This is a genomic window from Veillonella sp. ICM51a (assembly GCF_000524355.1).
Taxonomy (GTDB): Bacteria; Bacillota; Negativicutes; order Veillonellales; family Veillonellaceae; genus Veillonella; species Veillonella atypica.
Genome location: NZ_JAPX01000048.1, coordinates 28,210 through 40,833 on the forward strand (window position 1 = coordinate 28,210; position 12,624 = coordinate 40,833).

The 12,624-nt window shown below is 39.2% G+C and carries 10 protein-coding genes; 4 read left to right on the forward strand and 6 right to left on the reverse strand.

Annotated elements, in window-relative coordinates; genetic code table 11:
- Positions 1–103: 103 nt before the first annotated feature.
- The 3 genes from msrB to HMPREF1504_RS08805 all read right to left on the reverse strand — a co-directional run bounded on the left by msrB (position 104) and on the right by HMPREF1504_RS08805 (position 3,319).
- On the reverse strand, positions 104–1,039 hold the full coding sequence (msrB, locus tag HMPREF1504_RS08795; protein ID WP_038125161.1) for a peptide-methionine (R)-S-oxide reductase MsrB: 936 nt from the start codon (positions 1,037–1,039) through the stop codon (positions 104–106).
- Positions 1,040–2,161 (reverse strand): 5-methyltetrahydropteroyltriglutamate--homocysteine S-methyltransferase, encoded by a 1,122-nt coding sequence (locus HMPREF1504_RS08800; RefSeq protein ID WP_005378487.1) that lies wholly within the window; start codon positions 2,159–2,161, stop codon positions 1,040–1,042.
- 222 nt (positions 2,162–2,383) lie between these two features.
- Positions 2,384–3,319, reverse strand: a complete 936-nt coding sequence (locus HMPREF1504_RS08805) for a LysR family transcriptional regulator (RefSeq protein WP_005378470.1) — start codon at positions 3,317–3,319, stop codon at positions 2,384–2,386.
- A 108-nt stretch (positions 3,320–3,427) separates the two neighbouring features.
- Here HMPREF1504_RS08805 and rnmV point away from each other — a divergent pair, with 108 nt between their 5' ends.
- Together rnmV and rsmA are read left to right on the forward strand one after the other, a co-directional pair.
- Entirely contained in the window at positions 3,428–3,958 is a 531-nt protein-coding gene (gene rnmV, locus HMPREF1504_RS08810; protein WP_005378514.1) for a ribonuclease M5, read from the forward strand.
- A gap of 57 nt (positions 3,959–4,015) precedes the next feature.
- The gene (rsmA, locus tag HMPREF1504_RS08815; protein WP_038125163.1) at positions 4,016–4,870 is read left to right on the forward strand and encodes a 16S rRNA (adenine(1518)-N(6)/adenine(1519)-N(6))-dimethyltransferase RsmA; all 855 of its coding nucleotides are present in this window, start codon (positions 4,016–4,018) and stop codon (positions 4,868–4,870) included.
- Between the two features lie 74 nt (positions 4,871–4,944).
- On the opposite strand, the gene HMPREF1504_RS08820 is transcribed toward rsmA, so the two are convergent.
- Complete coding sequence (locus HMPREF1504_RS08820) at positions 4,945–6,192, reverse strand: sodium/glutamate symporter (protein WP_005378508.1); 1,248 nt, start codon at positions 6,190–6,192, stop codon at positions 4,945–4,947.
- A gap of 236 nt (positions 6,193–6,428) precedes the next feature.
- Positions 6,429–8,024 carry a peptide chain release factor 3 gene (locus HMPREF1504_RS08825; protein WP_038125165.1) on the reverse strand — a complete coding sequence of 532 codons (1,596 nt, stop codon included), beginning with the start codon at positions 8,022–8,024 and terminating at the stop codon, positions 6,429–6,431.
- Positions 8,025–8,200: 176 nt separating this feature from the next.
- Here HMPREF1504_RS08825 and HMPREF1504_RS08830 point away from each other — a divergent pair, with 176 nt between their 5' ends.
- On the forward strand, positions 8,201–10,513 hold the full coding sequence (locus HMPREF1504_RS08830; protein ID WP_005381063.1) for a DNA topoisomerase 3: 2,313 nt from the start codon (positions 8,201–8,203) through the stop codon (positions 10,511–10,513).
- A gap of 52 nt (positions 10,514–10,565) precedes the next feature.
- Here the strand turns inward: HMPREF1504_RS08830 and HMPREF1504_RS08835 are convergent, their stop codons facing one another.
- Positions 10,566–11,864 carry a DEAD/DEAH box helicase gene (locus HMPREF1504_RS08835; protein WP_005380914.1) on the reverse strand — a complete coding sequence of 433 codons (1,299 nt, stop codon included), beginning with the start codon at positions 11,862–11,864 and terminating at the stop codon, positions 10,566–10,568.
- 517 nt (positions 11,865–12,381) lie between these two features.
- Between HMPREF1504_RS08835 and HMPREF1504_RS08840 the strand changes: the two genes are divergently transcribed.
- Complete coding sequence (locus HMPREF1504_RS08840; protein WP_005376797.1) at positions 12,382–12,615, forward strand: FeoA family protein; 234 nt, start codon at positions 12,382–12,384, stop codon at positions 12,613–12,615.
- Positions 12,616–12,624: the final 9 nt, after the last annotated feature.

The window sequence follows — 12,624 nt, forward strand, 5'->3', positions numbered from 1 at the left end:
AAGGAGATATCCAAGTGATATCTCCTTTTGGTATAATTACCCTAATGAGAAAAGGACGATAGTTTCCAATGAGGAAATGTATCGTCCTTTTCTTGTATAGATATTAGTCTATATAAGGAATTAGGTATTCATACTTTGTTCCTAATAATTCATTTTTTGGTATAAATTTGAGAGCTGATCCATTGATGCAATACCGTAACGATCCATTAGGGCCATCTTCAAAGACATGACCTAGGTGGGCATTTCCGATTCGACTGCGTACTTCAACACGTTGCATACCATGGGAGTCATCTTTGTAATACCGAATAACATCTTTCGCTATGGGTTTTGTAAAACTTGGCCAACCACAATGTGATTCAAATTTACGCGATGATCCGAATAGTGGTTCACCCGTAGTGACATCTACATAGAGTCCAGATTTAAATTCATCAGTCAATTCATGACTAAATGGTGCATCTGTAGCAGCATTTTGAGTCACTTCAAACTCTTGCAGTGATAAAGTTTGCAAGTCTTTTTCGGTCGGTTTGTTATAGGCACTATCGTCTATAAGTGGCTCTTGGGATAGGCCGAGAGGAATGTGACAATAACCATTAGGGTTTTTGTCTAAATAATCTTGATGATATTCTTCTGCAGAGTAATAGTTATCAAGTGGTAATACTTCGATGGCGAAGGGTTTGCTTTCAAAGGATTGAGCACGAGCTAATGTAGTTTCAATAATTGCTTTATCAGCACTATCTGTATAGTATATACCTGTCCGATACTGAATTCCTTCATCCCCGCCTTGTTTATTGATACTAAATGGATCGATAGCACGCAAGAAATACTGAATTAAATGATCTAATGATAATATATCGGTATCATAGATTACTTTTAGTGCTTCTACATGGCCACTGTCATGACATACATCTTCATAACTTGGGTTGGTAGTAGGGCCGTTGGCATAGCCCACCTCAGTCGAAACTATGCCGGGAATTTGGCGAATATAACCTTGTAATCCCCAGAAACAACCACCACCCAAGTATATTGTGCGCTCTGTCATTTAATCACCCCATACTTCGTGTGCGATTTCTTTAACTAATGCCAATTTGGCCCATTGTTCTTCTTCGGTTAATTGATTGCCGATTTCGCAGGATGCAAATCCGCATTGAGGGGATAGGCAAAGTCTTTCGAGAGGAATGTATTTTGTAGCTTCCTTAATTCGAGCCTTAATTACTTCTTTATCTTCTAGTTGTGGACGTTTTGTTGTAATGAGGCCTAATACAACCTTTTTATTAGGTGATACTTCACGCAATGGTTCAAAGCCACCGGACCGTTCGTCGTCGAATTCTAAGTAATATGCATCTACGTTTTCTTTGGCAAATAGAATTGGTGCTACTGGTTCATAGCCGCCGCTAGCAGCCCAAGTAGAGTTGTAATTACCGCGGCATACATGTGTTGTAAAAGCTAGATCCTGAGGACGACCTTCAAGGGCCAAGTTATTTACGCGTAAGTATTTTGCTGTTTCTCCTTCGATGGTTACACTTTTATCTTTTTGACGGCCAGTCCAATAGCCATGGTCGCAGCACATACCCCATGTACAATCATCAAATTGAATATTGCGACAACCTGCATCATATAAATCTTTTATAACTTGACGATAGGCTGCTGCAATATCTTGGATTAACTCCTCTAAATCTGGGTAGAAGGAACGTGTTACAGTACCATTATCTTCACGGAATAATTCTGCTAAGAATTGAGATGGGGCAGGGATGGTTTGACGAGCTGTTGTATGTTCATCTTCGAATTGTTTTACGAATTTAAAATGTTCTACGAATGGGTGATTAGTGCCTGTGATTTTGCCTGTAAGTGCAAGAGAACCAGGTGCTGTTTCTTGACCGTGGAATTTGTAGCCATGTTCAAGTTCAATTTCTTTTACACCATTGAATCCCCACATGAAATCCAAATGCCAATATGCGCGGCGGAACTCGCCATCTGTAATCACAGGTAGACCTGCTGCTTTTTGTTTTTTGATAAGGTCTGTAATAAGGCGATCTTCGACTGCTGTTAAATCTTCGCGAGTGATTTTGCCGTCTGTGAAAGCTTGACGTGCTTCTTTTAATTCTGCTGGACGTAGGAAAGAACCTACAATATCAAAATGAAATGGTGCTAAATGGTTAGACATAATAAAACCTCCTATAATAAACGGTATAACCGATAATTTCGATAGGTTTATTATAGCTAAGTCTAACTATATTTAAAAATATCTATATATTAATGTTTGGTATAGATTATAGTTATGGAGGCAACCATATAGTATGGCATTAGTTATAAAGAAAAAGTACATCCTTCTGTATAGAGGATGTACTGATTTAGTTTGTTATTTTGATTTGTAGAATCGAAAGATTTATTTTTCGGTGGGCAATTGAATATGTTTGCCATAATTGTTTACATATTGCTCTAAGGCATTAATATATCCTTGTCCTAAACGACTGCGCTGCATTTTATTGTTAGTAATGTAGCCGATATGCATGATGCCTTCTTCTGATAGGGGCACGGAAATGATACTTTCACCATTGAACTCCTTATCGATAACGCCGCTTGATACGGTGTATCCATTGAGGCCGATTAATAGACTAAAGAGGGAGGCCCTATCACGGACACGTATATGTTTTGGGCGCACAACAGTACTAAAAATTTCTTCGGAAAAATAGAACGAATTATGGTCGCCTTGTTCAAATGATACATAAGGATATGGTTCCAATTCATTCATAGAGACCATTTTTTTAGTAGCTAATGGATGTTGTTTGCCGATAAAAATATGAGGGCTCGCCGTGAATAGCTCTGTAAAGGTTAATTCGTTAGTATGAATCAATTTTTCTAAAACAGGTCGATTAAAATCATTGTAATATAAAAGACCGATTTCGCTTTTCATATGCGCTACGTCATCAATGATTTCATAGGTTTGTGTTTCCCGTAACGAGAAATCATAAGAGTCTACATCGCTTTGATTGATAAGATCGATAAAAGCATTTACTGCAAAGGAGTAATGTTGTGTAGATACGGAAAATTGTTTTTTTCCACCTTTATTACTCTTATATTGTTCTTCTAACAGCGTAGCTTGTTCCAATACTTGGCGTGCATATCCTAAAAAACGCTCGCCCTCCTTAGATACAGTAATGCCCTTATTGGTGCGATCGAAGATGGTAATGCCCATCTCCTTTTCTAATTCTTTTATGGCTTTCGTCAAGCTTGGCTGAGATACGAATAAACGTTTTGCAGCCTCACTAATACTGCCGATATTGGCAATTGTCGTTACATATCGCAATTGTTGTAATGTCACAATTATCTCCTTATTTTTATAGTTTTATATAATATTATACTAAACTATTACACCTATTTAAGCAATGCTATATATGTTACAATAATATAATAGATATAAGGAGGTCCTATGTTAAAAGAGGTTATTGTAGTAGAAGGAAAATCGGATATACAACGTATACATCAAGCTATTGACGCTGATTGTATTGCTACGGAAGGATTTACCTTGCGCAAGGGCGTTATTGAACAGATTCGGGTAGCCTATGAGAAGCGGGGCATTATTATTCTTACCGATCCAGATACGGCTGGCGAACGTATACGCCGCGTATTAACAAAGAAATTTCCTAATGCACAACATGCCTTTGTTCCTCGCGATGAGGCCTATGCAAATGATGATATTGGTATCGAACAAGCTTCGCCAGAGTCTATTATAAAGGCTTTATCCGTACTCCATACAGAATCATTGGTATCCAGCGAGGAATTTACGATGGCAGATCTTGTACGACATGGCCTTTCTGGATTTCCTAATAGTGCTGATAAACGAGCTGCCGTTGGTGCTGCTTTGGGTATAGGATATGGAAATGGCAAACAGTTTTTATATCGACTCAATCATTATGGCATCAGTCGTGATGAATATGAACAAGCCGTTTCAAGATGTTAATATACTTTCAACAAACATAGTATTAAATTCGTAACAAAATTTAGAATAGGAGTATTCATGATTGAATCTATCATTGCGAGTCCAGAAGTAGTTCATTATATCTGTAAACGTTTTGATATTAAAATGAGCAAAAAGTTGGGCCAGAATTTTCTGATTAAGCGTGGCATTGTTGGTGAAATTGTAAAAGCTGCGGATTTACAAGAAGGAGAGCCTGTTTTAGAAATTGGTCCTGGTATTGGCACGCTTACACAAGGCTTAGCACAAAGTGGTGCTAATGTAACGGCTATTGAGCTCGATACGCGTTTATTAGAGGTTTTAGATACGACACTAGCTCAATATAGTAACGTGACTATTGTTCATGGGGATGTGTTGAAATTGGATGTACCGTCCATTATGCATCATGAACCGTTCAAGGTTGTTGCTAATTTGCCATATTACATTACAACACCTATTATTATGTCACTTTTGGAAAGTAGATTGCCTATAGAGCGCCTCGTTGTGATGGTACAAAAAGAAGTAGCCTTACGGATGGTGGCAAAGCCAGGTACGAAGGACTATGGTGCTCTATCGGTGGCTGTTCAGTATTATACTAAGCCCGATATCGTGTTAAATGTTCCGCCAAAATCTTTCTTGCCAGCGCCAGCTGTAACGAGTTCTGTCATTCGCTGTGTATTGCGTGATAAACCTCCTGTGGATGTGGTTGATGAGAAACTATTCTTCCGCGTTGTGAAAGCTGGTTTTGCACAACGACGTAAAACATTTGCTAATACAATGAAGACGACAGGGCTTTCTAAAGATCGAATTGAAGAGCTTTTAGCAAAAGCCAATATCGATGGTCAACGAAGAGGAGAGACATTTACCCTCCAAGAATTTGCCGATGTAGCCAATGCGTGGGCGGCCTTAATTAAATAATATAATTAAAAGGTCCTAAGGATTATCCTTAGGACCTTTTGGCATAAAAAAGGACCCGAATGGGTCCTTTCATTTTAGTATAGAATGCCAGCCATTGTTGTAATAATAAAGGCATTAGCAAAGTCGATTAAGAATGCACCTACCAAGGATACAACGAGCCATGCACGAGGGGATGGGCCGTGTTTACTTGCTAAGGATAACATATTAACCAATGCGTTTGGCGTAGCACCTAAGCCGAAACCGATAGCACCTGCACCGAGCATAACGGAATCGTAGTTGCGACCAAATAGGAAGTAAATAATGTATGCGAATACACAGATAAGCGCCATTTGTGCAACTAAGATTGTAATAAGTGGTAATGCAAGGTCGATTAATTGTACAAGTTTCAAGCTATTGATTGCCATTGTAACGAATAGGGACAATGCTACATTAGATACAGCATCAAGGGCAGCATCGTTAATCTTGTAGGATTTTGTAAAGTCACCAAAGTTACGAATGATGGCTGCACAAATCATAGAGCCAATGTATGCAGGTAATGGAGTTAAGATAGATAAACCTGCACTTACGATGGTACCAATGCCAAGAGCTAGGCCAATCCACATACAAATCGTTAACAAATCTTGAGAGTTGAATTGCTTTCCGCCGCCTTCAACGTGATCTTCGATATAATCGATGTTGTCATCATCCATAGTTTCAGGGTTGTCGTAAGGTGTTTTTACCTTATGCATTTTGATGATGCGTTCTCCTACTGGAGCACCTAAAATCGTACCAGCTACCATACCAAATGTAGCTGCTGCTACGGCTGCAGATGCAGTACCTGGAATACCAAGTAATTGTTCATAGTATGGACCGAAGGCACCTGCCGTACCGAGACCACCAATCATGGATACGGAACCAGCCATGATACCGATAATTGGTTCAATACCCAATGCTTTGGCAATGGCGATACCTGCAGTATTTTGAACTACAATCCACACGGCACAAGCAAGGAAGAAGAAGATAATGAAAATACCGCCTTTTTTCAATACCTTTAAGGAAGCCATCAACCCGATGGTAGTAAAGAAGGCAAGCATTAAAAAGGTTTGCAAGGAACCTTCAAATTTAATATCCAAGATATGATAATAAGAAAGAATAGCAGTTAAAAATGCAAATGGTAAAGCCCCTACAGCTGGTGCTGGCATACACATGCGTTGTAAAAACTTGGAATGTTTATTAATCCAAGTACCTATGAATAAGGTAATTACAGCGAGGCCCACAGTTTGAATCATGGACAGGTTTAGTGTCCATACATCGTTGACTAACTTTAGGTCAATCAGTGGCATAAAATCACTCCTTTTAACAAATAAAAATAATTTATTACATTGTATCATGAACAACCAATTAAATACTATAGAATTTATCATGTATACAAAATATGTATAGATTATATATTCTACACTTTCGTCATAAATTCCTCTAATGAGAATAGAAAAATTTTTGATTATATAAATGTGAGAATAAAATAGCGAAGGATCGATAGAAAGGACCTTCGCCATTTATATAGTGAACTAAGATTTAATTAAATCTCATTATGTAATTTTGGTGTTGTTAAGAAAGTAACATCAGGATTACGTTCTAGAACCCAACCCATTTGCCATTCGTTGGCGATGAGTACAACGGTGCGGTCACGGTTATCCTTTACAATCATTGCATTATCTAGACCTTTTAGTGTGGATGTATCTACGTCTCCGTCAATCCAACGTGCTACACTGTATGGCAATGTATGATTTAATAAATCGACACCGTATTCATTTTTTAGGCGGTATTCCAATACTTCAAATTGAAGCATACCGACAGCGCCAACTACGAAGGAGTCGAGAGCACCTGGTTGTTCAAAGATTTGAACAGCCCCTTCTTGGGCAAGTTGTGTCATCCCTTTTTGGAATTGTTTGCGTTTCATCGTATCTTTTGGTGATACACGAGCAAAGAATTCAGGTGGGAAGACAGGGAAGTCGCCAAATGTAACCTTGTGCTTTTGTGCACATAGTGTATCGCCTACACCCATTGTGCCGGCGTCGAAGACACCGATAATATCGCCAGGATACGCATCTTCTACAATGGTACGTTCTGTAGCCAAGAATTGTTGTGGTTGTGATAAGCGAATCGTCTTATTCGATTGGCGATGCAATACAGACATGCCCTTTTCAAATTTACCAGAGCAGATACGCATAAATACGATGCGATCATGGTGATTAGGGTCCATATTGGCTTGAATTTTAAATACTAATGCTGAGAAGTCTTCGCTTGTAGGTTGTACAACCTCTTCGATTGCTTGACGTGGAGCTGGGGATGGAGCGAGTTCTAAGAATTTTTCTAAAAATGGTTTTACCCCAAAGTTTGTCATAGCAGAGCCGAAGAACATCGGTGTCAATTCGCCGGCGCGCACCTTATCAAAATCGAATGGGTCGCCTGCAACGTCTAATAATTCGATATCATCAAGCAATGCTTGATATACATCGTCACCTAATAATTCTTTCATGCGAGGGTCAGTTAATGCACCTTTTTCAGAGGCTAACTTTTCTTGACCATGTGTTTCATCCTTAGCAAAGAGCTCGATCGTTTCATGCTCTCTATCGTATACGCCCTTGTATTCGCCATTGATACCGATAGGCCAGTTCATAGGGCATGTACGGATGCCGAGAACGTTTTCGATTTCTTCCATCAAATCGAATGGACTACGACCAAAATGGTCAATTTTATTTACGAATGTAAAGATTGGAATACCTCGTTCTTTAGAAACGGCAAATAGTTTTTTAGTTTGTGCTTCCACGCCTTTTGCTACGTCGATGAGCATGACTGCGCTATCAGCAGCCATCAATGTACGATAGGTATCTTCGGAGAAGTCTTGGTGACCAGGTGTATCGAGGATGTTTACGCGACATCCATCGTAGTCGAATTGCAATACGGAACTCGTTACAGAGATACCACGTTGCTTTTCGATTTCCATCCAGTCAGATACAGCATGTTTTGCCGTTTTTCGAGACTTAACGGAGCCTGCCAAGTGAATAGCGCCACCGTATAAAAGTAATTTTTCTGTTAATGTTGTTTTACCCGCATCCGGGTGAGATATGATAGCAAACGTACGACGACGTTGTACTTCTTCTAAAAATGTCATAATTCACCTCTGTTGTTTCGCTTGTGAAAGTTTAATTGTATTGTACAATTTTCACATTATTCATATCTTTAAAATTATACATGATTTTGGTAGTTATGACCACTAAATTGTAGTATAATGAGATTTCAAAGAGCGACTACGGGGATGGTCGCCATATGTACGTTAAGGAGGGGACCATGCGGTTATTTATTGCAGAAAAGCCATCCATGGCTCGAGAAATCAGTAAATGTTTGCCGGAAAATAAGAATATACAAAAACGCAATGGTTATTTTATCCAAGGTGACGATGTTGTTACATGGGTTGTAGGGCATGTATTACATCAAGCCGAGCCTGGTGACTATGACGATAAATATATTCGTTGGCGTCCTCAAGACTTACCAATTGTACCTACTGAGTGGAAATTACTCGTAACCGATAGCAGTCGTCAACAGTTTGAAACTGTAAAAGAGCTGATTGGAAAGGCCGATATTATTGTCAACGCGGGTGACCCGGATAGAGAAGGTCAGTTATTAGTCGATGAGGTTTTGTATTTTGTAGGCAATACAAAACCGGTGCAACGGATTTTATTAAATGCATTGGACGAGAAATCTGTAAAATCGGCATTAGGTGATTTGCGCGATAATAAGGACTTTCACAATCTATATCAATCTGCATTAGCTAGAGCGCGTGCCGATTGGTTAATCGGGATGAATTTATCGAGGGCCTATACATTATCTGAACGGTATAAGGGGAATAAGGTAACATTGCCTATAGGCCGTGTAAAAACACCGACACTAGCACTCGTAGTACGTCGTGAGCGAGAATTAGCCGACTTTAAACCGGTTGATTATTTTACCGTTAAAATTTTATATACCCATGAGAATGGTACCTTTTGGGCAACGTGGCAACCTAAGGATGAACAAAAAGGATTAGATCCAGATGGGCGTCTCATTAATAAAGGGGTTGCTGAAAGCTTAGTGCAACAGCTAGCATCAAGCCTTGATGGCATGGTAAAATCCGTTACAAAATCCAAGAAGAAAGATTTACAACGGTTGCCATTATCACTATCGTCATTACAAGTGTTGGCAGGGAAGGCATACTCTTATGACCCTCAAACTGTACTTGATACGGCACAGAAATTATACGAGAAAAAATTGACCACGTATCCTCGTTCTGATTGTGAATACTTGCCACCTAATCAATATGGTGATCGTATGGCTATTCTCAGCAATTTAGCGCAATCGGGGGATGAAAAACTTTCACAATGGGCACAAAATGCGGATAGAAATATTAAGAGTCGTGCATGGAATGAAAAAAAGATTACTGCCCATCATGCCATCATTCCAACCACAGTTGCTTGTAATGTAAACAGCCTAACTCAAGCAGAACGTAATATTTACTTTCTCATCAGTCAGGCCTATATTGCTCAATTTTATGGAGAACATGTATATGAGCAAACAAGGATTGTAGTTGGTCAATGCGAGGAAGAATTCGTTGCCAATGGTCGCGTTGTTATTGAAGAAGGCTGGAAGTCCTTATATAAGCGTCAAAAGTCTAAGACTAACGCAGATGGTGATGAACCGGACTTAACCGATGAACGAGGTGCAGAATCGGGGCCTAAAAAGGATGCTATCGAAGAAGCAGATCATTTGCCGTCGGTTAAAAAGAATGACTCAGTTAAATATACGGATTCATCTGTAGAGTCAAAACAAACAAAACCGCCCTCTCGATTTACGCCTTCTACATTATTACAAGCGATGAAGGAAATTCATAAGTTTGTTAAGAATGAAGAGTTGAAGAAACAATTGAAGGCCGTATCCGGTATTGGAACGGAAGCGACGCGGGCAAATATTATTGATGAATTAATCAGTCGTGGGTTTATGAAGACATCTGGTAAGAAACAGGTGTTATCTCCTACCGATACGGGATATCTTTTGGTAGATGCATTGCCTGATGAATTATTATATCCTGATGAAACAGCCATTTGGGAGGAACGTCTTGCTCTTATGAGTGAGGGGGAGGATACACTGGAGTCATTCCTAAAAGATCAGATTCAATTTTTACAACACTTAATTGATAAACTTGGTTTTGATAAACTGGTAAGTCGTGATCAAATGATGCCCAATGTGGTCCGTACCATTTCGAATCAAAATGCAAGACGGCCTATGGATGCCAATCAAGTAAATCTGAAGGATTTACCTGAGTGTCCATCCTGTAAGAAGGGGCGATTACAACGGCGGAGTGGTAAGTTTGGCGCCTTTTTAGGTTGTACTAATTATCCGTCTTGTCGATATACTCAACCTGTAGGTGGTGGTCAAAACGAGGATTCAAATCTGGAGGTTCCGGAAGAGTCAAAGCAATATATATGCCCTCGATGCAAAAAAGGATATTTTGTAAAGCAACAGATGAGAGGACGTACTACATGGGTTTGTAGTAATCGTTTAGCTTGCAAGACGCAGTGCATGGATGTAGAGGGTGTACCGAGTATCTATGCAAATCAAAATAAATAATTGCACATAAAAAAATGCGTGTAGCTTATGATATGCTACACGCATTTTTGTGTTATCTTCGATTGCCACGTCGACCTGTTTGTGATGTAGAGGTACGGCGTTGTCGAGTATTGGAACCCTTATGGCCTCGAGCCTTATGGGCTTTTGCCTTTGTAGATTGATAGGAACTTGTGATTTTAGGTTTTGATGTTGCTTTTTTGCGTTTTGGCGCAGTGCTGGCATTACCTTTAGTTTTGATTTGCCCATCTTTTGTGTATTTTGTTAAGGTTGCTTGGATCGCACGTTCTATGCGTCGTAACCAAGATTCATCGGCTGGCGTAGCAAATGTAACGGCTATACCAGAATTACCTGCACGACCTGTACGACCGATACGATGGATGTAGTAATCTACATCATGAGGTACATCATAGTTGTATACATGAGTGATGCCCTCAATATCGATGCCGCGCGCTGCAATATCAGTAGCCACCAAAATTTGTGTTTTTGCCTTGGCAAAGTCTCGAAGTATTTGTGTGCGTCGGCCCTGTGTTAGGTCGCCGTGCATTTCAGCAATGTTGAGACCTGCAGCTGTCAACTCGTAGGATAGTCGAATGGCGCCTTCTCGCTTGTTACAGAACACGATTGCCAAATATGGATTATCTTCTTGGATCATCTTGATGAGGCGAGGTGTTTTATCCTCTGGATTCATCATATATACGCGTTGGTCAATTGAGTCTAGTGTAATGTGTTTACCTTCCGCTGTTACAGATACCGGTTTTGTCATATATGCTTTTGCTAGGTTGCGTATCTTGTCCGGAATTGTAGCAGAGAAGAGTAACAATTGTCGATTCGCATCTGTTTGACCGATTAGATTTTCTATGTCTGGTAAAAATCCCATGTGAAGCATTTGATCCGCTTCATCTAACACTACGCGACGGATCGAATCGAGATGGAGTGAGCCGCGCTTAGCGTGGTCCAATAAGCGACCTGGTGTACCTAGGATAACGTGAGGACGTCTACCAAGTTGTTGTAATTGGGATTCAATCGTTTTACCACCGATGAGCGGAAGAATATCGACATCCAACACAGCGCCTAGCACCTTTGCTTCGTCGGAAATTTGTTTAATGAGTTCCCGTGTTGGTGCGATAATCAGTACTTGTTCTTGATGTACATCTGTGTGAATGCGTTGCAATATAGGCAATAAGAAGGCTAATGTTTTTCCTGTTCCTGTTTGTGCCTTTGCAATAATATCATTGCCTTTGAAGACGATAGGAATCGATTGTTCTTGAATCGGCGTTGGTTCTTTTATGCCTTGTTTTTGTAAGGTGCTAATAAGTTCGTCGCAAACGCCTAAGGATTTAAAAGATTTCATGTGTCGTCCTTTCTTTAATACATATTATATTAATTATACCTAATCTATTAGAGTGGAGCAAATTTATATCATTATAGAATATTCTAGGGAGAATAATGAGTGTTGAATAACATCTAATTAAATGAATAAAATTTAGAAAATGAGAATTTGAAAGGTGAAATTGAGATTAGAAGTCTTAATAATGACAAGCAATTCTTGAAACGCAAGTATGAAAATGAGAATGAATGTATAATAAATTGATAACAAGATAACCTTAATTATCATTTTCGGTAATGAGAAATCTTATTGTGTATATAATATTAAAATGGATAGACCCTTATTTTATAAGTACGTTTGGTATGTTTTTAAAATAGGTATAATCATATTTAATAATAAATATAAATATTTTGAATAACAAAATGATAATTATTGTTGAAATTATGAACTTTCATGATATAATAATTTAAGATATTAATACGCATTATTATTTGGTGTGTTTAATATGAGGTTGTTAGGTACAATAATTAGGAGGTGTCGTATGGCTATCAAAAAGTTAAAAGACATGAAACCAGGTGAGTCTGGTCTTATTGTTACACTACATGGCAGTGGCAACGTTAAGCATCGTCTAATTGACATGGGTCTTGTACATGGTACAAAAATCCATGTTATGAAGTTTGCCCCTTTGGGGGATCCGGTGGAAATCAAAGTAAAAAACTTTGAATTAGCACTTCGTAATAGCGAAGCTGGCATGATTGATGTAGAGGTTCAATAGGAGGTTCAC

Bases quoted from the DNA above. Each gene is read 5' to 3' on its own strand.
- msrB (WP_038125161.1), bottom strand. From the start codon at position 1,039: ATGACAGAGCGCACAATATACTTGGGTGGTGGTTGTTTCTGGGGATTA.
- HMPREF1504_RS08800 (WP_005378487.1), bottom strand. From the start codon at position 2,161: ATGTCTAACCATTTAGCACCATTTCATTTTGATATTGTAGGTTCTTTC.
- rnmV (WP_005378514.1), top strand. From the start codon at position 3,428: ATGTTAAAAGAGGTTATTGTAGTAGAAGGAAAATCGGATATACAACGT.
- rsmA (WP_038125163.1), top strand. From the start codon at position 4,016: ATGATTGAATCTATCATTGCGAGTCCAGAAGTAGTTCATTATATCTGT.
- HMPREF1504_RS08820 (WP_005378508.1), bottom strand. From the start codon at position 6,192: ATGCCACTGATTGACCTAAAGTTAGTCAACGATGTATGGACACTAAAC.
- HMPREF1504_RS08825 (WP_038125165.1), bottom strand. From the start codon at position 8,024: ATGACATTTTTAGAAGAAGTACAACGTCGTCGTACGTTTGCTATCATA.
- HMPREF1504_RS08830 (WP_005381063.1), top strand. From the start codon at position 8,201: ATGCGGTTATTTATTGCAGAAAAGCCATCCATGGCTCGAGAAATCAGT.
- HMPREF1504_RS08835 (WP_005380914.1), bottom strand. From the start codon at position 11,864: ATGAAATCTTTTAAATCCTTAGGCGTTTGCGACGAACTTATTAGCACC.
- HMPREF1504_RS08840 (WP_005376797.1), top strand. From the start codon at position 12,382: ATGGCTATCAAAAAGTTAAAAGACATGAAACCAGGTGAGTCTGGTCTT.